General features: G+C 58.8%; 12 protein-coding genes. 1 reads left to right on the top strand and 11 read right to left on the bottom strand.

What is annotated here, in order from left to right; translation table 11 throughout:
- Positions 1-3 precede the first annotated feature (3 nt).
- The 4 genes from RB620_RS25995 to RB620_RS25980 form a co-directional block, all read right to left on the bottom strand.
- Positions 4-2,985: an extracellular solute-binding protein gene (locus tag RB620_RS25995; RefSeq protein WP_308099490.1), complete on the bottom strand. Its 2,982-nt coding sequence runs from the start codon at positions 2,983-2,985 to the stop codon at positions 4-6.
- 99 nt (positions 2,986-3,084) lie between these two features.
- A complete protein-coding gene (locus tag RB620_RS25990; protein WP_308099487.1) occupies positions 3,085-4,446 on the bottom strand; it encodes an ABC transporter substrate-binding protein in 1,362 nt (453 codons plus the stop codon).
- 360 nt (positions 4,447-4,806) lie between these two features.
- Positions 4,807-5,832: a LacI family DNA-binding transcriptional regulator gene (locus RB620_RS25985; protein WP_308099485.1), complete on the bottom strand. Its 1,026-nt coding sequence runs from the start codon at positions 5,830-5,832 to the stop codon at positions 4,807-4,809.
- Between the two features lie 192 nt (positions 5,833-6,024).
- A complete protein-coding gene (locus RB620_RS25980; RefSeq protein ID WP_308099483.1) occupies positions 6,025-7,431 on the bottom strand; it encodes a glycosyl hydrolase in 1,407 nt (468 codons plus the stop codon).
- 248 nt (positions 7,432-7,679) lie between these two features.
- Between RB620_RS25980 and RB620_RS25975 the strand changes: the two genes are divergently transcribed.
- Positions 7,680-9,671: a cellulase family glycosylhydrolase gene (locus RB620_RS25975; protein WP_308099481.1), complete on the top strand. Its 1,992-nt coding sequence runs from the start codon at positions 7,680-7,682 to the stop codon at positions 9,669-9,671.
- A 48-nt stretch (positions 9,672-9,719) separates the two neighbouring features.
- On the opposite strand, the gene RB620_RS25970 is transcribed toward RB620_RS25975, so the two are convergent.
- The 7 genes from RB620_RS25970 to RB620_RS25940 all read right to left on the bottom strand — a co-directional run bounded on the left by RB620_RS25970 (position 9,720) and on the right by RB620_RS25940 (position 21,748).
- Complete coding sequence (locus RB620_RS25970; protein ID WP_308099480.1) at positions 9,720-10,277, bottom strand: NUDIX domain-containing protein; 558 nt, start codon at positions 10,275-10,277, stop codon at positions 9,720-9,722.
- Between the two features lie 43 nt (positions 10,278-10,320).
- Positions 10,321-12,183, bottom strand: coding sequence for an ABC transporter ATP-binding protein (locus RB620_RS25965; protein ID WP_308099479.1), 1,863 nt, complete (start codon positions 12,181-12,183; stop codon positions 10,321-10,323).
- Positions 12,173-13,918, bottom strand: coding sequence for an ABC transporter ATP-binding protein (locus RB620_RS25960; protein ID WP_308099478.1), 1,746 nt, complete (start codon positions 13,916-13,918; stop codon positions 12,173-12,175). Before RB620_RS25960 ends, RB620_RS25965 begins: the two co-directional genes overlap by 11 nt.
- A 5-nt stretch (positions 13,919-13,923) precedes the next feature.
- Positions 13,924-14,577, bottom strand: coding sequence for a MarR family winged helix-turn-helix transcriptional regulator (locus tag RB620_RS25955; RefSeq protein WP_308099477.1), 654 nt, complete (start codon positions 14,575-14,577; stop codon positions 13,924-13,926).
- Between the two features lie 473 nt (positions 14,578-15,050).
- Positions 15,051-15,326 carry a hypothetical protein gene (locus RB620_RS25950; protein ID WP_308099476.1) on the bottom strand — a complete coding sequence of 92 codons (276 nt, stop codon included), beginning with the start codon at positions 15,324-15,326 and terminating at the stop codon, positions 15,051-15,053.
- Complete coding sequence (locus RB620_RS25945) at positions 15,319-18,756, bottom strand: UvrD-helicase domain-containing protein (RefSeq protein WP_308099475.1); 3,438 nt, start codon at positions 18,754-18,756, stop codon at positions 15,319-15,321. The genes RB620_RS25950 and RB620_RS25945 overlap by 8 nt, the downstream gene beginning before the upstream one ends.
- On the bottom strand, positions 18,749-21,748 hold the full coding sequence (locus RB620_RS25940; RefSeq protein WP_308099474.1) for a PD-(D/E)XK nuclease family protein: 3,000 nt from the start codon (positions 21,746-21,748) through the stop codon (positions 18,749-18,751). The genes RB620_RS25945 and RB620_RS25940 overlap by 8 nt, the downstream gene beginning before the upstream one ends.
- Positions 21,749-21,900 lie beyond the last annotated feature (152 nt).

The raw sequence follows: 21,900 nt of genomic DNA, 5'->3' as shown, positions 1-21,900 counted from the left end.
CTCTCATGGATCGAGACCAAATTCCATCCGCTTGTTGCGGATCTCTTCCTGCATGTATTGCACGTATTCCACGATCGTCTCGCGCGGCTCGGCTTTCTCGCCCTTGATCGTAATGCCCATCGCCTTCTGATCTGCGCTGTTCACCACGACGCTGTAGAAGGCGTTGAGCAAGTGCCGTCCCGTGAAATAACCGCCCGGAACTTCCGGTATGCCGCGCACGGACTCGAATTGCGCCTTCAGCTGCTCGTAGTCGTTAACCGGCCAAGGCAAGCTGTCCAGCGCGTTAATGTTGGCTGTCGGATAACGCGCGGCTGCCCCCATCAAGCTCTCCATCTCGCGCCCGAACGTCGTCTGGATCTCGTCGCTCGTCCACCATTTCATGAACGACCATGCCGCATCCTTATCCTCCGCGTCGTCCAGCATGATCGTCGCGCTGCCGCCGCTCGGCACGTCGCGCCGCACGCTGCCATCCGCCTGCGCGGTGCCCGGAATCGGCACGAAGCCCCACAACCCGCGAATTTCCGGGGCGAATACGGTCAATTGGTTATATGTCGTATAGTCGGCGATGCCGATCGGCATCTGTCCCGTCCGGAACCGGTTAGGGAAGTCGAATTCCCGCTCCAGCTTGTAGTCGGTATAGAACTCGGTCCACGTCTTGAACGTCTCGATGCCGACGCGTGAATCCAGATCGGACTCCTTGCCCCCGTCCCGGTAGAATTCGCCGCCGTTCTGCATGAGCAATGCGGCGAACAGGGAGTTCGGCGCGATGTTCTCGCCGGGATATTGAGGCTGCATGACAAGCGGGAGACCGAATTCCATATGATGTTTGTTTAATACCGCGAAGAGCTCCGCCACGTCGTCCCACGTCTCCGGCACGGACAAGCCGAGCTCGGCTAACACGTCCTTCCGGTAGAACAACATGTTGAACGTCTGCGTCTCGGGCAAGGCGTACACGCCGTCCTCGTAGCGGTACGGCACCACCGCGCTCGGGCGGAAGCGCTCCATCACTTCTTCAAAGTCGGGGAAGCCGCTCAAGTCGGCGGCCGCGCCGCGCATCGCATAGTTGACCGGGATATCGTTGCCGATCTGCATCGCCACGTCCGGCCCTTGCCCCGCGAGCGTCGCCGGCAGCAGCGTATGCATCTGCACCAGCTTCAGATTGACGTTGATGCCCGTCTCCGGCGTGAACGTCTCGTCGATCATCGCCTTCAGCGTATTGGCTTGGTCGCGCCCGCTGCCGATCCAGACCGTTACCGTCCTGACGTCCTTATCCTCTGCCACGTTGCCGATCTGGTTGTAATCGATGACAAAAGAGTTCACGAACGTCGTTGCCTCGTGCTTCAGTTGGCTGAAGAACCCCGCGCCTGTCTTTGGCAGCTTCTTGTCCGGAGACGCGACGTACAATTCGTCGATCTCCAGCGGCATTTCGCGCGTGCGCAGCAGCCAGGTGCCGAGCCCGCCTGTATTCGACTTGTAGGAGCCGAGCCTTCTTGGGATCGTGTAGGGCTCGTCGATCATTTCGTCAAGCTGTACGGACATCGTCTTCAGCAGCGCCTCGGCATCGCCGCTTCCGCCAGAGAGTCGGCGAAGCTCCTTGCTGATTCGCTTCAACCGATCGCTCTCCGTCCGGAACGTTTCCAGCATATCCGGAATCTGCTGCTCCACGCGGTAATCGCGGAATTGATCCGGCGCGGCTCCTGTAATCATTAATATTTTGCGATACATGGCGTTGAGATTGAACAGGCTGTCCTCCACCTCGCGGATAAGCGGCGCGAACTCGCCGAGCGTCGTCTCCAGGCGGATCGTCCGCTCCCCCTTCTCCAAGTAATACAGATAGGGATCGTCCCCGCCCAGCACATCCATCCGGTAACCGCTCTTGTAGCGAAACGGAACCAGCTCCATCTCCTTGAACGGCAATTTCCCGTCGATCGTCAGACGGCGCGTGGAGTAGATGCCTCGCACGAAGTTTTGCTGCGACTTGAACGCGATTTTGTACAGGCCGGTCTCGGGCACGTCGATTTTCCATTCGATCCATTGCCCCGGAACCCGCCAATTGTATCCGCCGATCGTATTGACCCGCGTCTTGGAGGCGCTGTACGGCTCGACGGCGGGACTGGATCTCTCCGTCTGCGGATAGAGGGTCGGCGACGACTTGGCCGCGGCTTGCTCGCCCTGTACCGTGAGCAGGATGTTTTGGGTTTCCCGTGCTCCCGCCTGATTATAGGCTTGCAAGGCTTCCTCGTAGGTCGGCGCCGGCTCCTGCCTGAACAGCTTAAGCTGCTTGATGACCATCGGCTCCCGCTCCGACACGAACGAGATCGTATGCTTGCCGGCTTCAAAATGGAATTGAAACGGCTCTGCGTAATAGCCTTCGACATCCTTGAGGAGCGCCTCTCGCCACTCCGGACGCTCGACCTGACGAGGGCGAAGATCGTTGCCCCGATTGTCCTGCTCGACCTCCTCCAGCTCGTTATCCCAAATCCGGTCGAATTGCAGGTATGCGGCTTCCTCGAACGGCAGCTCTCCGTCGATCAGCAACGCTCGTTCGATGCCTGAGCTTTTCCCTTCGATAGGATAATAGAGGACGGACATATGATAGAGTCCCGATTCCGGAACTTGGATTTCCCATTCGACTCGCCCCTGCTCGCCGGTAAGGAGCACTTCTCCCTCCATCCCCTCGAAACCGCCGCGCGTTTCGAAGCCGGTTCCCTGTACGGCTGCATATTGAGAAGCATCTACGACGATGTCACTCTGCGGCGATATGGCGCCCTCGCCCTCGTGCTGCGCCAAGTATTGAGCATAATCGACGCCGCGCGAGCGATCGCGGGAGCTTCGCTCATCTAAGGCGCCATTTGCCGAATCCGCCTGAGCGGCTTGTGCCTCCCCTTCGGCCGACGTCAATGAAACGGGGCCCGGCAAGCCGACGGCCAGCGAGATGCAAAGCGCCGCGAGCAGCGCTCCTCTTGCCAGTTGTTTCGTACGCAAAGTCAGCCCTCCTTGAATGTGGTGTCGCCAAGAAACGGCGAGAGGCGCGCCGGATTGCGGCGCACCTCCATCCTGCTTTCTGCTGCACGGCTGTTGCCTTTATTGGCTGAGCTTGGCGAGCGCGTCGGCTCCCTGCTGCTTGAATTTCTCGATCGTCGCCGTCACGGATTGGTTGTTGATGATGATATCGTCCATAATGCCGAAGAACGGATAATCCGGAATGCCCTCCTCGACGGATATCATGCCCGTGCCGTTGACGTGCTCGATGGCCATCTGGATGTCGGCTTCCGTCTTATAGCGCGCTTCCAGCCAGTCTTGGCCGAGGTATTCTTCGGTCGGCGGCACGTTGCGCATTTCTTCGAAAATATGGTAGACGATCTCCGGATCCTTCACGCCCTTCGGAATAAACCATCCGTTAAGCGCGCTGTTGGCGTAAGTATGCATGCCATCGCTCTGAGGGCCCTTCGGAACCGGCACGACACCGGCTTCGAACGTCAGGTCGCCGATGTTCCAGTCGTATTGAATCGACATGGCCACGTCGCCGTCCTTGAACGTGTTCGTCTCGTTCCAGTCCATTTTGTTGCCCGTCTTGACCTTCAAGATGTTCTCCACGTTGACCAGGCGGTTTACGAACTCCAGCGTCTCGATCATCTTGGGATCGCTTGCCTGATCAGCCAGCGTCGCGTCGTTGACGAACGTCACGCCGTTGGAAGCGCCGAAGTGGCGAGCCATGTCGGCCGGCCATCCGGAGAGGCCGAAGGAATCGATTTTGCCGTCGTTGTCCGTGTCCCGCGTCGCTTCTTTCGCGAGCTCCAGAAATTTGTCCCATGTCCATTGTCCGTTCTTGTAGAGATCCTGAGGATCCTCGAGGCCAAGGCGCTTGAACAAGTCGCGGTTGTAGTGAAGCCCTACGACCGATACGAACGGCGGGCTGAACGCGTATTCGTCTCCGCCGAGCGCGGGCAGCTTGGTTACGAGCTTCTGCTCGTTGTTAATGTCGTTGCCCGGCACCGTGAATTCGCTGAGCGGAAGCACCAGTCCCGACTTGACGGGAACGATCGCCCGTTTGAATTCCATGATCGCCACGTCCGCGAAGGGCTCGCCCGCCAGCACGGTCGTCGTGAATTTGTCCATGTACTCTTCGAAAGGTATGTTTATGAATTCGAATTTGAAATTGTAGGCTTTCTCCAGCTCCGCCATCTTGTCGAGGCGCGCGATCTCTCCCGCCGTCTCCCCTTTGGGTTTGTCGTCCCACCAAGCCGCGATGCGGATCGTCCGTCCCCCAAGATCGATGGGCTCCGGAGTGGGCTCGGCTTCGGGCGCTTTCGTCGCCGTCGGATTGGCCTCTGCCGAAGGAGCGTTCGTGGCGTTACCGGAGCCTCCTCCGTTCCCCCCGCTGCAAGCCGTAACGACCAGCGAGCAAGCTAATAACATCATTGTAAGCACTTTCATTTTTTTCATCGTTAATCCTCCCCTAATTGTTTAGACAGAAATTAAGGCAAGTCGTTCTAAGTTGTCGTAAACTAAAACCACCTTTTAGAAACCGCTTACAATCCCCCTTAAAAAAATTTGAAAACGGTATCGGTTATTCCTACCTGACAATCGGCCCTAACAGCCGGCTGCACTAACATCATAACACCGAGCCAAACAATCGTCAATATAGTTTCGCAACAAAATATAACTTTGTTTTTCTTTATGTTATATTTTGTTTGGTTATTACCTAACGAATTACGACATGTTGCGCGCGAATCAGGGGTTACAATAAAAAACGCGCCCCATTAGGGACGCGTTGCCATATAACTTTGAAGCCCACGGCGTTCGTTAGTTCGCGGACGGCTTGGAATATTGTTCACGCACGACCAACTCGCCGGCAATGAGTTTGCGCTCGTAGGCGCTGTCCGGATTCATGATGCGCCAAATCATTTGATCGACGGCGCGTATGCCTAGCAACTCCTTGTTCACGTCGACCGTCGCCAGGATGGGATGCGTTTCGTTCGTGTTATCGAAACCCGTCACAACGCAGTCGACCGGCGTGTCGAAGCCGCGTTTGCGCAACTCGTCCACCAGGAAACCCGCGTTCGTATCGTGCGCGCAGACAAACACTTCGGGGAGTTCGGCAAGCGATAGTTTGGGCATCATCATGTAAATGTCGACCGCTTCGGGACTGATCAGGAGCGGATCCTGCTTCAGCTCGATGTCATGCTCTTCGAGCGTCGTCTTAAAGGCGATCCATCGCTCGTAATAGCTCGGTGCGTCCTTGATGCTGCCGACGAACTGGAACTTCCGGTATCCCTTACTGATCAGCTTGGTCATCAGCTTGCGCATGCCGCTCCAGTTATCCGCGAACACCGTATCGCACTGAAACGCGGGATCTTCATGGTCCACCATGGTGACGGGAATATTCAAGCGGCCGATGTCGAGCAGGATCTGCGTGGAGATGGAGCCGACCGTGATAATGCCTTTGATGGCATCCGGATTCAGCAGGCTGAACATCTTGTCCGTCGTGGGCTCCGTCAAGGTGACGATATCCAGTTTTTCTTGGTCCAGGCGGTTCGTAATGCCTTCGAATACGGGGCCCCAATAGACCGAGTCCCTGTTCTGATAGCGTATGTTCGGGAACAAAATGACGATGGAGCCCGACACCGTATGCTGCTGCGTTGGTCTGACTTCGATGCTGGTTCTGGCGGGCTCGCCAGCGGCGAAATAGCCGAGCTGGCCAGCTGCCTTCAGAATAGTTTCCTTTGTATGCGGGCTGACCCCCGGCTTGGAGCTGAGCGCCCGCGATACCGCGAACTTGGATACGCCGACCAAATCCGCGATTTCTTGCATCGTTACTTTATTCCTCATCCGCCTCATCCGTTCGTTAGCTTCGTTATTTGTCGTGCCGTATTTGCCTGTAAAGAGGTTGTTCTTGAACTCGCACTGTATAGTCCTCATGTAATGATACTATAGGCCTGTGCAATTTGGAATACTGCGAGAACCAAGCAGGTCGTGGCGAGAAATCCTTTATCTTGGCCTATTCAGGATGAGCGGCCGCGGTCAAAAATCGGGAAGCTCGTCGAGCGTCATGACGTATTCATGCTCGAGCACCTTGCGGATATGCTCCTTGCCGTTATGCGAGCCATCGCGAATAAATTCGCCGGTCCAAGTGCAATACCAGCTCCAATTCGCCTTGTATTGCACGAGCCGATCCGGGTCCGGGATCGCTCCGTTCTCGGTCATGGCGACCAGCTTCTTGTCGCCAACCAGCTTTACGAGTTTCTCATAGGAAGCGCTGACGGGACCATAGTCGCCCGGCTCAGGATAGGAGTCGATGCTGACGATATCCACGACGTCGTCTCCGGGATACCAATCAGCCGATTCTGAGTTCCAAATCCAGATCAAGTTATCGATGCCGTGCACGCTCACAATCCTGTCGTAAAGCAGCCTCCACAGCTGCTTCGCGGACTCCGGACCGTGAGCGCCCCACCAGAACCAACCGCCCTCCGCCTCGTGCAGCGGTCTCCATAGAACCGGTATGCGTGCCTCTTCCAAACGCTTCAACTGCTCGGCTATCGCGTCGATATCGCGCAAAATGAGCTTATACCCCTCGGATTCCGGAGCGGCAAGAGCACCCGGGAGATCGAACGTCGTGCCTTCCTTGTAGAACCCCTTCCACCAAGGCTGTTGTTCGGAATTCACAAGATTCGCCGGCGCGTTCCAATGCCAAGCCAGCGTCGTGATACCGCCAAGCTCATGCCACTGCTGGATATCCTCGATCTCCTTGGAGGTAGAGCCGTTCTGCCGCCGCGTCGGCGAATATTCGATCAGGTCGAATCCCGCGATCGCAGGCAGCTTCCCGTAGTCCCACTTTAATTGCAGAGCATCCTTCAGCGTCTGTTGTCCGGATAAAATAACCTTGCCGTATTGCGCGACAAGAAAGTCATGAAGCGCCATGGCCTCCGCCGAAGCGTTCGGGTTCGACAGCACCCGCCGAACGTCATGCTCCGCACGAGGTTCAGCCTTCGCGATCGTGACATAATCGATATCGTACCAGCCCCAATAGGAATGGATGGACAGCTCGTTTTCCCCTTCCTCCAGCCAAACCTTGCCGCCATCGCTTTCGGTGAACGTATCGGACGCCGCCAGCTTCAGGTCGCCGAAAGGCTCGCCGTTCAGAGATAGGCGCGCGGTTTTGTCCCCGCTAACGCTCCGATACCCGATACGCAGCTCGTAGAGCCCTTTCTCCGGCGCTTCCAGCTTCAACGTCAGCTGATCGTCTTCCGCGTCAAATCCCGTCACGTATCCTTCTCCCGAATAACCAACCGAGTCCGCCGCGACATTCACTCCTCTCATCGTCCCGTCCTCCGCCTCGAATCTCCGGACGTTCTCCTCGTTCCCGCCCGAGCAAGCCGTTAGCCCCCATGCCGCGAATGCGACGGCGGCAATGCCAAGTTTCAGCCTCATCTCCAGCGACACCGCCTTCTTCTACCCGAATGAACTGCGCAACGTTTTTGAACTTTACAGGAACCAATCAAAACATTAATATTGTTATGTAATTTGTTTTGTTAAACATAACTTTATAGGCAAACGAAACGCACGTCAATAGCGGGAGCAGATTCCGCAATTCTCGGTAACCTGAATTTCGCGAGAAATCAAACAACTTTTGATAACGCATACATTTTATTGCAGCCTAACGGAAAGGAAGTGGGAAGATGGATACCTCCAAACAAAGGAAATGGCTTGCCGCTTGTCTCGCTGCAGCCTATCTCGCGCCGACAGCCGCGGCTGCGGAAGAAGCCCCGCCTGCTCTCAGCATGCAGCATTATGTCGAGGCCATGCAGCCGGGGTGGAATCTCGGCAACACGTTCGAGGCGAGCGGCGGAGAAACGTCTTGGGGCAATCCGGAAACGACCGAGGAGCTGATAAACCACATTGCGTCGATCGGCTACAAGAGCATTCGAATTCCGATTACATGGAACCATCGTACTGGCGCCGCCCCGGAGCATGCCATCCAACCCGAATTTCTCGCCCGCATGCACGAGGTTGTCGACTGGGCGCTGGACGCCAATCTGCGGGTTATCATCAACCTGCATCACGATTCGCATTGGATCATGCCCATGACGGAGCATCCGGATGCCGTCATGACCAAATTCTCGGCGATATGGGCGCAAATTGCCGACTCGTTTAAACATTATCCCTCCGATCTCAGCTTCGAGGGTTTGAACGAACCCCGGTTTTCCGAGGATTGGGGCAAGGACTCTCCGGACTATTTTGCCATGCTGGACTCTCTCTACGTCTCCTTCCACGATATCGTTCGCCAGTCGGGCGGCCATAACGCCACGCGTCCGCTCATTCTCTCCACCCTGACGGGCTCGCCCGCGCAAGCAAGGCTGGATGAACTTTACCGCACGATCGCCAAGCTCGACGACCCTCATCTGATCGCCACCATTCATTACTACGGCTTGTATCCGTTCAGCGTCAATCTGGGGGGCTACACCGCATTTAACGACGAAGTACGAATGGATATCGTTCAAGCCTTCGATCGGACCCATGCCTCGTTCACGGCCAGAGGCATCCCCGTTATCGTTGGCGAGTTCGGCTTGCTCGGCTTCGACAAATTTATCGATACGATACAGCAAGGCGAGAAGTTAAAATTTATGGAATTTACGACCTATTACGCCAAAGAAAAAGGCTTCACCCACATGCTCTGGGATAACGGCCAGCACATGGACAGGCGCAAGTTAAGTTGGTTCGACGAGGAACTGGGCAACCTGCTGAAGGCAAGCATGTCCGGACGCTCCTCCACCGCCGCAACGGATTCAGTCTACATCGGGGAAGACATGCCTCTCGAGGATAAGAGGATTCGGCTAAACCTTAACGGAAACGAGCTTGCAACCATAAGGATCGGCGATGTTGCGTTAACCCCTGGGCGGGATTACGTCTTGGACGGCGACACGCTGACCTTTAAAGCCCGGCTGCTGGAAGACTCGCTGCGCGAACATACGCTTGGGGAAACCGCGATCGTAACGGCGGCCTTTTCTGCGGGGGCGGATTGGACCTTTCACGTGATCCAGTCCGAGGCACCGAAACTTAGGAGCGTGAGCCAATTGGCGTTGACGGGCTTCTCCATCCCGACAAGCTTTAACGGCGACAAGCTGGCAACTATGGAGGCGACTTATGCCGCGGGAGGCAACGCCGGCCCGGATAGCTGGACCTCCTTCAAGGAGTTCGGCGCTTCCTTTAACCCAAGCTACGATAACAAAGAGATTAGGCTGCTGCCGCGATTTTTTGAGGACTTGGCCGATGGCGAGATTATACTGAAGTTCCACTTCTGGAGCGGTCGAATCGTAAAGTATACGTTAGTAAAAGAAGGCAAGAAAATCGAAGGCATCGCGGACGGAGATCTAGAGCGTTCAGTGGATGCCGGCGTTGCAGGGCCAGGCTCGTCCGAGGATGGCTCAGGCGTTACGCCTGATGGAGATGCCGGTTCGTCTAACGGCTCGGCGAGCGGAGAAGCGGACGGAAGTCCGAGCATGAACCGCGGTACCATAAAGTCTGCCGATGGGGATGCTGCGGACACCGCATGGCATATCCATCCGGCTCTGCGGTTTGCCCTGTTCGCGCTGATTGTCCTGCTGGCCGCGGCGGGAGCTGCGCAGTTGTACGCGGCCGCAAGACGCAACAAAACCTCCGGACGCAAGTAGCGCCGGAGGTCTGCTTATATGCTCCTATTTCGTTATCGCTCGCGTCGCCTACACCCGGAACAACCCGTAGCCGTTCAGCGGAACGACCGGATTCGCGTCCTTCAGCAGGCCTCGGGACTCGCCGCGGAACGAGACGTCGGCCAGCCACTTCGTGAACGGCGCGACGTTCATCTCCGCCATCTCCTCGGGGCTGAAGAAACCTGCGGCGTCCACCTCGACGCCGTCCGGAGTCGGCTCGCCAGCAACGTAGTCCATCGCGAACGCGATATAAACGTTATGGATCGCCCGCGGCTGATCCCGCAGCGCCGCGACGCCCGTCACGACGGCTTCGACGCCGCATTCCTCCATCACTTCGCGCACGATCGTCTCTTCGATCGGCTCGAGCTGCTCGATGTATCCGCCGGGATTCGTCCAATAACCCTTGCCCGGCTCCTGCGCCCGCCTCACGAGCAACAGCTTGCCCTCTTTCTGCACCAGCGCGCCGACCCCGATGCTGTAGCTGCCCCAATGCACGAAGCTGCAGGACGTGCAAGCCCTTCTCGGCGTACCGTCGACATCCCTTGTTTCCATTTCATGCCCGCAGGCGGAACAAAATTTGATTTCCATGTCTTTCCATTACCTTCTTTCCATGCTGTAAAGTTGATTACGTTCATCCCTGCGCGTTTTTGAACTGCTGATGAAACATGCCGTAATAAACGCCGCGCCGCTCCATAAGCTCGTCGTGTTTGCCTTTCTCCTGCAGCTTGCCTTGGTCGACGACCATGATCGAATCCGCATCCCGGATCGTGTTCAGCCGATGCGCGATGATGAACGTCGTCCGCCCCTTCATCACCTTCAGCAGTGCTTCCTGGATATGCAGTTCCGTTCGGGTGTCGATGCTGCTTGTCGCTTCGTCGAGAATGAGGATGGACGGCTTGGCCAAAATAACCCTGGCAATCGCCAGCAGCTGCCGCTGCCCTTGGCTTAGATTGCCGCCGTTCTCGGTCAGCTCCGTGTCGTATTTGTTCGGCAGCCGCTGGATGAACGCGTCCGCGTTGGCCATTCCGGCGGCCTCGGCCACTTCCGCGTCCGTCGCGTCCGGCTTGCCGTATTTGATGTTTTCCTTGATCGTGCCGGAGAACAAGTACGTATCCTGCAGCACAATGCCGAAGCATTGCCGCAGACTCTCGCGCGTATATTCCTTGATGTCGCGGCCGTCGATAAGGATCCGGCCGCCGGTCGCATCGTAGAACCGGGTGAGAAGGTTAACGACGGTCGTCTTGCCCGCGCCAGTCGGCCCGACCAAAGCCGTGCTGCTTTCGCTCGGGGAATCGAAGCTGATCCGCTTCAGAATCGGAACGTCCTCACGGTAGGCGAAATCCACGTTGTCGAATACGACATGTCCCTTCGGATTCGCCAGTACGACCGCGCCGGGCGGATCCTTTTCCTCCTCCTTCTCGTCCAGCACCTCGAACACGCGCTCCGCGCCCGCCACGCCGGACTGCAGCACGTTGTAGATTTGGGCCATCTCGTTCAGCGGCCGCACGAACTGCCGGGAGTAGCCGACGAAGCTGGCGATGAGCCCCACGGTCACATGCCCCTTCACGGCCATGATTCCGCCGATGATCGCGATCACCGCGATGCCGATATTGTTGATGACGCCGAGCAGCGGCATGAGGAAGCCGGACCAGATTTGCGCCTTCAGCGACACCTGCAGCAGCTTGCCGTTCACTTCCTCGAACTGCTCGATCGACCGGCGCTCGTGGTTGAACGCCTTGACGACCGAAAGCCCCGTGATCGTCTCTTCGATATGGCCGTTGAGTCGTCCCAGCTGCGCCTGCTGCTCCTTGAACAGCGGCTGCGTCCGGCGCGTCACGAACTTTGCGAGCAGGAAGACGAGCGGCACCGTGACGAGACTCGCCAGCGTCAGCAGCGGACTTAAGACTAGCATCATCGTTAGTGAACCGACGATGCCGATGCATCCCGCCATCAATTGAACCGTCGATTGAGAGACCGTGTTGCTGACGTTGTCGATGTCGTTCGTCACTCTGCTCATGAGCTCGCCATGAGGCCGCGAGTCGAAAAAGCGGAGCGGCAGCTTCTGCAGCTTCCCGAACAACGTGCCGCGAAGCCCCTTCACGACGCGTTGGGAAAGTCCCGCCATCAGCCAGCCCTGCGTGAACGACAGCGCTCCTTCGCTTACGTAAGCGGCAAGGAGCACGAGAAGCACCGTCTCCAGCAGGCGGAAGTCGACGCCTCCGCCGTCGGCGGAAGTCATCGCGTCGATGCCCATGCCAATCAGGTAAGGACCAGCCACGGAAAGCGCGGAACTGACGACGACGAACAGGAAGATGAGCGTCAACAGCTTCCGCTCGTTGCCGAAATAACGCCACAGCCGCAGCATCGTCGACCGGAATTGTTTCGGCTTCACCGGTTTCCGGACTGCCGCCCCCGCGCCGGGTCTTCCGATTCCCGGAATGGCCGGCGGCACCTGCCCGCTCTGATTTCCATCCTGTCCAGACTTAGCAGACATCGGGCTTCAGCTCCTTTCCTACCTGGGATTCGTAGATTTCCTGGTAGACCCGGCATCGGTCCAGCAGCTTGCTGTGCGTGCCGATGTCGACGATCTTCCCGTGGTCCATGACGATAATGTTATCCGCGTCCATCACCGAGGTGATCCGCTGCGCGATCAGGATACAAGTCATGTTTTTGGCGTACGCCTTCAGCGACTCCTTGATTCTCGCCTCCGTCGTCATGTCGACCGCGCTCGTGCAGTCGTCGAGAATAAGAATGTCCGGCTTCCGGATCAGAGCCCGCGCGATGGATACCCGCTGTTTCTGTCCCCCGGACAGATTCACGCCGCGCTGGCCCAATACGGACGCGTACCCTTCGGGCAGCTTGGCGATGAATTCATGCGCCTCGGACAGCTTGGCGGCGGCGATGACCTCCGCTTCGGTCGCATCCTCCCGGCCCCAGCGGATATTCTCCATGATCGTTCCGCTGAACAGCATCGTTTTCTGCGGCACAATTGCGATGCGCTCTCTGAGCATGGCGGGATCCAGCTCCCTGATGTACGTGCCGTTTACTCGGATGGTACCCGAATCCGCATCGTAAAAACGCGGGATCAGCTCGACCAGGCTGCTCTTCCCGGCGCCCGTCGAGCCGACGATGCCGATCGTCTCTCCCGGCAAACACCGGAAGGAGACGCCGTCGACCGCCGCGCTTCCCGCGCTTCCCGCGGTTCCGTCGTACGAGAACGTTACGCGGTCGAACTCGATCGCTCCCCTCGCGTCGGAAGCCCATTGTCCATCCTCGCGCCATGTCATCGCGTTCTCCTGCTTGAACACCTCGCCGATTCGCTGCGCGGACGCCTTCGCCCGAATGAACATCGTAAAGACCATCGTCAGCATCATGAGCGCGAACAGAATTTGGGTCATGTAATTGACGAAAGCGACAAGATGGCCGACCGGCAGCAGCGACGCGTCAAGCCATCGGCCCCCGAGCCAAAGGACGGCCACGATGCCGAAGTTGACCGTGAGCATGATGGCGGGGTTGAACACCGACATCGCTCTCATCGCGTTCGTCGAGCGTGCACGCTGGTCCTCGTTCGACCGCTCGAACCGGTCCACCTCGTAATCGAATCGGTTGAACGCCTTGACGACGCGCACCCCCGACAAATATTCCCGAACCGTGCTGTTCACCTTGTCCAGCGACTGCTGCACCTTCATGAACCGCGAGAAGCCGACGCGAATGTTAAGCGTTACCAAAACGATGACGATCGGCACGACCACGAGCAAAATCATGGACAAATTCCAGTTGAGCCGGAACGCCATAATGAGCGCGCCTATCCCGAGGATCGGCGCTTTCACGAAGATTCGCATCATGCCGTTCAGAAAGTTCTGCACGAGCGTCACGTCGCCCGTCAATCGCGTAATGAGCGAGCCGCGGTCGAACTTGTTCATGTTGTCGAAGGAAAGGGATTGGATCTTGGCGAACAGATCCGACCGCAGCTCCGTCCCGAACTTCTGGCTGACGTGGCTGGCCACGACGTTGCGGATGGAAGCCGCGACCGCGCCCATGGCCGTAATGAGCAGCATGAACGCGCCCATCCGGAGCACGTAATCGAGATCGTTATTCGCGATGCCCTCGTCGATGATATGAGCCAGCAGCGTCGGCATCATGAGATCCGCGCCGGATTCGATCGCCACGAAGAGCACCGCGATCGAGAAGCTTTTCCAATATTTTCGAATATAGCGGGCGTAAGGCATTGGAGTTAGTCTCCTTTCCTTGGCAAATGGGACGACAGCTTCTCCATCAAAGCGGCCAGCTGACGTTTCTCGTCCTCGTCGAAATGGGCGAAGGGCTCTTCCAGCGACTCCAGCCAAGCCGCCTCCATGCCGGTGATGATCGCCCTGCCGTCCTGCGTAAGCTTGACGAGCTTCACCCTGGCGTCCTCGGCGCTGCTCTCGCGAACGACGTATCTCATCTTCTCCAGACGGTCGATCATCTGGGACATCGTGCTCGCCCGCACGTCGAGATGCTCGGCCAGCTGCCCGATCGTCCGGCCGGACTTGCACTTCAAATGCCGAAGCAGCATCCACTGCACCCGGGTGAGCTCCGGCTTGTTCCGATGGAACGCCTCCGACCTCAGGTAGCGGTGGATGCGCTGCATGTGCTCGACGAAATGTTCGAGGATGACGCGGTTGTCCGCGGTGTCGCGGTTATCCGCGGTGTCGCGGCTGTCCGCGGCGGCGCGGTCGGCTGACCCGACGCGGACGGCTGACCCGGCACGGCCGGCATCGTCGTTATGAGCGTCCCGGATATCGGTAGATTCGCTTGCCTCCAACTCTGCTCGAGTGCCGCGTTTCTCCCCGCTCTCCCTGTTCTTCCTGTTCTTCCTGTTCTCCCAGTTCTCACTTTCCTCCACGGGCTCCCCTCCTCTCCGATTGTTTATCGCTAAACATATTATATAGCGAACCTAAATAAATTTGAACAAAAAAATAACGTGATTGTTTATGACCGCCCAATAACGAGGGCAGCCATAAAAACAATCACGGAATAGACACGGCGCGTCGCCCGCATATACTCTCTAACGGAGCACAGCGCCGCTATTTGGTGCAAATGACCGCCATTTAAAACGTAACGGACTCCAGAGCCGTTATTTGCTTGGAAGAAGGCTTCTAACCTATACCAAGTTCGAAATAACGACATCTGCATCCGCTAGATTTACAAAAAGCCGTTTTTTGTTTCAATAGCGTCTTTCCTGTCCGTTAGCGGAAGCGCCACGCCGTGTCGCCCTCACCCATGTCGCACCGACCCACGCCGCGCTGACCCGCTTTTCGCCGGATCCATCACGATCCGCTCCATGCCGCACCAACTCGCACCGCCCCGACCCAAAACCTACTTCCCTCTCAACGCCCGTTCGATCAACTCCGGATCCATCACGATCCGCTCCATGCGTTCGCGATTCACTTCCGCCATGATTTGAATGCCTCTGTACATCGACGCGTACACGTCCTGCCCGATGTTAACCGCATCCGACCGCTCCGCGATCGTCAGCAACCCGACCGACATGCAATACAGCGCGAAGCCCTTCTCCCAGTACTCGGAAATTTCTTCGGCTGACAGCTGCTCAAGCGGATTCGGCCTCGGCACGAACGGGATCACGTTATCCATTCGCGAAATCGCTCCTTCTTGTTCCAATCTCGATGTAAACCCCCATCTGGGCAAAATAAAGCCCCGCTTCCTTCACCGGATAACCGAACGTATCGCGCCATTCTTCCGCGTACGCCAACACCTGCGGCTCATAAAAATCGACGAAAGGCCCCAGCTTTCCTTCCGGTATGCTGTCCGTCTTGAAGTCGACGATCACCCAGCCGTCCTCCTCCTCGAAGAGAAAGTCGATCACGCCGCGAAGCAGGAGCGTTTGTTCGTCCGCCGCCGATTGCTTGCGGATCATCAGCGGCACCTCGAACAAGCGGCGCTTCGCCCGCAGACTTCGCTGCCAGATGCCGCTCGCGAGCACGTTGCGTACGACCGCGGCCGCTTCATCGACATGCATGGCGGCGAGGCCTTCTTCCTCCGCCAGCATCCGCACGGCATCGTCGAGCCTCGCCTCCGGCAACCCCTTGCCGGCCAGCTCGAGCGCCCGATGCACGACGCTGCCGAAGGAAAGTCCCTTGCCGGTCGCCATCCACTCCGGCGGTTCGCCCGCGATCTTCGTACGACCTGTGACGGACGCCAGCTCGTAAGATGGCGCGCTTAAGCTCGCCAGCTTCTCCCGGCGCGCGGCCGCCATCGCCTGCAGATCCGGAGCAATCGTCACAGGCTGCTTCCTTGTCGGCTCCAGCCCCGGATCGTCCAGCTCGCGCATGAGCTCCATGCCTTCAACGAGTCGGGACCATGGACAGTTGGCCGGCTGCTCCGGATAGAGGCTGACTACCAACATTTGTTTCGGCCGCGTTGCCGCCACGTACAGCAGCCGATCCTTCTCCGCGTTCGCGAACAGCCGCTCCCGCTCGTTCATCGCCTCCCAGCCCGGCGGCTGGGCGACCGTCTCGCGTTTGTACTGCCCCGCATTCCGGCTAATCGTAAAATACCCCCGGGCCGTCTCCCCCGAACGGTCGATATATTCCGTCGCGTCATGATCGGATTCGCCGCAAGGGCAAGCGAGGAACACGACCGGCGCTTCCAGTCCCTTCGCTTTGTGCAGGTTCATGATGCGTACCGCGCCTCCCCCGCCCGCGTACAGACTGGACGTCTCCAAGCCGCGGTCCGCCAGCATGTCGCCAATGGCTCGGCTTAAGGCCGGCCAGCTCGAAGCCGCGCGCGGATCGCTTTGCAGCAGCTGCAGCATCCGAACGAGCGTGCCTGCCCGAATCGCGCCCGCGGGCAGCGTAGACACGTACGGCACTAAGCCGAGATCGTCAACGATGCGGGAAAACGCCGAAGCCGCGCTCGAAGCGCCGCGGATCCAATCCCGGTATGTTCGGAGCCGTACGAGCGCGGCTTGAACGGGGCGAGACTCCTCAGAGCAGTCATCCCCCTCCGGGATGCCGTGCATCGCGATTCGCCCGACCTCCTCCTTGTACCCCCACAGCGATCGGTCGCTGATCCCGAACAACATCCCGCGCAGCACCCCAAGCAAAGCCGGCGCATCCTCGGGATCGTCCAGATAACGGGCCAGCTGCCATAACGCGACCAGCTCCTCGTAGACAGTGCTGCTGCCGGACGTATCCGACGGCACGCCGTGCAGGTCGAGCTGCTCCGCGTACAGGTGGATGAATTCGCGCGTCTTCGTCAGAATGAGGAAGTCGCTCGGAACCGCTGGGCGACTGCCGCCCTCCCGCTCCTCGATCCGAATGCCGCCTTTGCCACCGCAAGCCCAGGCGATGTATGCTGCGATACGTACGGCATCCAGCCGCGCGACGGCCGCTTTGCCGCCAGGCACCTTCGGATAGGGCAAAGCGTATACGCCGTGCGGAGATTTTTTGCCGCCTGCCGGATTGTCCGATCTCGTCTCCATCCGCACGAACGCGGCCTGTTGCTCCGTCTCCTCGGACGGAAGCTTGCCGATGAACTGCCCGTTGACGAAATCGCCGACCGCGTGCGCGGACCGGAAGTTCGCCGTCAGCCGCAGCACCGCCCCGCAAGCCGCGATCCGCGCCTTCACCTCGTTGTAAATGGAGATATCCGCGCGTCTAAACCGATAGATCGACTGCTTCGGATCGCCAACGACGAAGAGCGAACCCGGCCGCGGTGTCAGCTTTCGCCAATCGCGTATATGGCCACCGCCCTCCGGCTCGCCCGTCAACAGAAACATAAGCTCCGCCTGGATCGGGTCCGTATCCTGGAATTCGTCGACGAGCAACCGCGTATAACGCCGGGCAAAATACGATCGAACCTCCCCATCGTCCCGAACCAGCTTAGCCGCTTCCATAAGCAGATCCTGAAAGTTCAGCTTGCCCGCCGCGAACCTTCGCTCCCGGCAATATTCAAGCGCGGGCCGCACGAAGGCGATCAGCTTCGGGTACAAATACTCCCGCCATTCCGCGAGCAGCGGAGCAAGCACATCCCGCTGCCATTCGGGGAACCTTTTTTTCATCTCGCTTGCGTGTTCCTTGGATGTCCAGCGGTTCAGCGTCACGTCGAGCTTCCGGTCGAAATCCTTCGCCAGCTCCAGCATTTGCACGTCATCGAACCAATCGATGTATTTCAGCTTCTGCCGGCTTTGCCGGACCAGCTTCTGCACCGCGTCCCAGCCGCTCGGCGGCTCCGATGCCGGAATATACGGCGCGGCCGCGTCAAGAAGCGGAAGCAGCGTCGCGCGAATACGGTCCATGTCGGGACGAGGGCGTTCTTCGCAAGGCAGCTCTACATCGGCGAAATAAGAGACGCGCTCGTACACCTCGCGCAGCGTGTTTACGTCTACACGCAGCGCGAGCAGCTCCTCCAGCTTTTGCCGGCCCGCATCGTCCAAGCCATTCATTGATTCGTCCCAACAAATCGACCGGAATGCCTTGTCGCCCTCCTCGTCCAGCTCCTCGAACGACGGATCGAGTCCCGACTCGATCGGCCGCTCTCTCAGAAGCGATCCGCAGAACGAATGAATCGTGCCGATGAAGATGAGGTCGAGATTGGCGAGTGCTTCCGCAAGACGAGCTGCCAACGCGTCGTTAGCCGCACCGGCTTGCGTCAAAGCCATGTTCAGCTCATCCCTCAAGCCCGGCGATTCCTTGGCGCCGCCCAAGCTTGCCGGTTCCGGCCGATCCTCGCCGCTGCCCGTCTCCGCGTCGGCCCCCGGATCTCGCGGCCCATCTCCGCGGCCTGCCGCTTTCCCATTAGCGACGGCGCTCCGGTATGCCTTCTCTAGCGCGAGCCGGAACCGCTCCTTCATTTCGTCCGCCGCTTTGTTCGTGAACGTGATGGCGGCGATCTCCTGCACGCGGACGCCCGACGCGATAAGCGCGAGTAGCCGCCCGACGAGGCTGGTCGTTTTGCCCGAGCCCGCTCCCGCTTCCACGAGCAGCGTCGTCTCCAGATCCGCGAGGATTCGCTCGCGGTCCGCCTGATCCGTTAGTTGAGACGTTCCATTCGACTTAGCCAAGCTCCTCCACCTCCAGCAGCGTTCTTAGCAACTCAGCATTGTCCGGCAGCTGCCGCTTCTCAGCCATTCTCTCCGCATGCGCTCCGCAAACCGATTGATAGTCGCACCAGCGGCATTGCTGCGGATCCGACGTCGGGATGTAGACGCCGCTAGCGCGCGAGTCAAGCAGCCCGTTGACAACGGCGGCCAGCTCATCCCTCCGATTCTGCTCTCTTCTTACGAATTCGCCCCGCCCTCGTACGGTCGGGAAGCTGTAATCTGCCTCCGCTACCTCGGCTAACGCATCGTAGCCGGACTCTCGCAGCCATTGCTCCGCGGCAACCGCGTAGATCGCGTGCTGCAGCTGCGTGCCGCCGCTGAAATAATCGTTCGGCTTATACTTGGACGGACTTCCCGTCTTATAGTCGATAATCCGGTAACGATGCGGTCCGATGCGGTCGATCCGGTCGATGAAACCTTTCAGCCTGAGTCGCAGTCCGTCAGCCAGCACGACCTCCATCGGCTCCCCGTTCTCCGCCTGCAGCTCCAGCTCGAAGAAAAGCGGATGATCGGGACTCGCGGCTTCCGTCTGATAAAAGATTTCCGCGTCCCGCCGAATCTCCTCCGCTTCCTTCGCGAACACGTGCGGGCTCGGCGCCGGTATCGCCGCCGCGAATTCTGACAGCACCGCGCCCAGCAGCCGGCCGAGCCGGTCGCGGTCATGAGCGGCAGGTTTAGAGCCGTTCCCAGTCGCCTCCACCATGTACCGTCTGTACGTCTCGTGGAGCAAGGAGCCTCTCTCGTTCGCCTGCAGCCAGCGGGAACGGTCGAACTCCGCGGACTCCTTTGGACGCAGCTTCAGCACATAGCCAAAATAATACCGAAGCCCGCAGCTCGCGTATTGCTCCAGCTGGCTGACGCTGATGTAGTCGTGTTTAGACGTCATTTCTTGGCCGCCATGCGCTCGCCCGGAGCGCAAGCTCCCGCTTCCTTCCGAACCTTCTGTCCCTGCTTGTGCCTCAGTCATGCCGCTCGCACCTTCAGCGCTTGCCAAATCCAACTCCAGCCACCCGTCATACGCCGACAATTCGTCCGCCTGCCGGAGCAGCCCCGCACGGTAACCTTCGGCCAGTGCGGGATAGCTTCGGCGAATGGCTTCACGCCCGTCAAGGCGCTCGCCGGCGCCGTTCGCCAGCAGCTTTGCCCAGGCGTCGACGGCATCGAGCGGTTCGCGGCGGCTCTCCATATCCGCTCCTTGCCGCACATCCATCACGCCATAAGGCTCGCCAAGCGCTCTCGCGAGCGCGCCAAAATCCTTCGTTTCGTCACTTGATTGAAGCCGGTACATCTGCAGCATTTCGAAAGCCGCGCTCCGGCTCTTCTGTTCGCCCGAATCGTACGACGAGCAGCTCAGCCATACTTCGCCCCGAATGAGGCCAATCCGCGATTCGCGTTCCAGCCTTTGCGAGCTAGCGCGCTTGCTCCTCGCCTCCAAAAAAGGCGACAGCCGAAGCCGCTCCTCGTCCAGCAGCACCGGATCCTGTCTCGTCGAGACGCTCCATGACCGTTCGTCCATGCCGACGATCCATGTCAGGGCGCGTCCGCTCCAGCCCCCGTCCGCCAGCGAGCTGACGTGAACCGCTCCCGGCTTCGGCGTCGGAGCTACGCGGATGCGGATGTCGTCCAGCATTCCGCGAACGTAACGGATGGCGAGCTCCTTCGACATCAGCCCAGCCGGCGATCTCGCATACCGAGCCGCCAGCTCTTGCAGCGACGAATGGACGGCCTGATCCTCCGGCGAACGCCTCGCTGCGTACCTGTCTTCGACGCCTGCCAACCATTCCAACAGCCGGATGGGATGCCAATCATCGCCTCCGTCCGGTAGGGGCACTAGCCAGCTTTTCGCATGACCGTACAACGCCTCGCCTTGCTCTTGCTTCTCCTCCGGCAGCCGATTCGGCTCCAGCAGCGCCAAGTACCTCTCCTTCCCCCAACCAACCCCGGATCTCTCAAGCAGCCGGATCCAGGAGCTTTGCGTATAACGTTCGTCTTCTATTCTCAAATGCCCATGCCTGAGCAGCTCCGCGAGCTTGGATACAGGATAACCCTCTTCGATCCAATCCAGCAGGCCGACAGCCGCCTGCCCCGCCGGGCAATACACGAGCGGCAGCCCGCCAGACAACGTCGCAGGCAGGCCCATCGCTTCGGCTTGCGCGTAAACGATCGCCGCATACGTCTCATAGTCCGACAATAGGAGCTCCGCCCGGTCGAACCTGGCATCCGGCTCCGCTAACAGTCTGCGCAGCCCCTCGCGGACTTCCGCTATCGAGCCGGATGCGCCGAACATGCCGAACGAGTTGGCTGCGAACGCCGCATTAACGGCAAAAGGCGTCTCGGCTTCCAAACGAAACAATCGACCGCCCGCGATTTTCTCGATCATTTGCCGTTCCGCTCGCGTCCAACCCGTCGGTTCCATGGCCAAATAGATCGTCTCTCCCGAGTCCGCTGCCACGTAAGGCAACAGCCCCGCAACATCCGTCATGTCTTTATCCGAAAGATACGTCTCGTATCGCGATAGCAGCTGCTTCACGTATTCCGCCTTGCCGGGATTCGTAAACGCATCGGTTAGCAGCTCCGCCGCCGTCAGCCCCGCCAGCCGAAGCTCGACCACCGCGCGATGGACACCGTCCACGATGCCGGGCTTCAAGTCATCCGCACGCACGTAGCCTTCGGGATACTCGGCCGCCAGCTCCTCCATCAGCATCTTTACAATCCAGAAGGTCTGCCCTTCATCAAGCAAAGCGATTCCCTTCACAAACAGCTCCAGCTTCGACCGCTCGGCCGCAATCCCACGCACGGTGGCGACCCCAGCGTAAGCGACCGCGCCCTTGCGTGCGCATAGTTGCTCCAACAGTTGCTGCCCCTGCGCATACGTTCCGGTCAACAGCACCTTCGGCTTAAGCGGGTCTTCGGACAACTTCTCGTACAACCGATCGATCAAATCCATAGGCATGACGGTCACCTCGCGTTTGGATTGGAAAATGTTCACTTCTATTCTAGCATCTGAATAGAAAACGTCCCATTCCAAATATGGAAAAGAGACGTTTTATTGGGAGGATGAGTCCCTGTTCTTTCAATTGTATACTAACGCTGCGACAACAAGGT

The sequence above is a fragment of the Paenibacillus sp. LHD-117 genome (genome assembly GCF_030929555.1).
Lineage (GTDB): Bacteria > Bacillota > Bacilli > Paenibacillales > Paenibacillaceae > Pristimantibacillus.
Note: the sequence above shows the minus strand (reverse complement) of the source record. Positions and strands in the feature narration are given on the sequence as shown.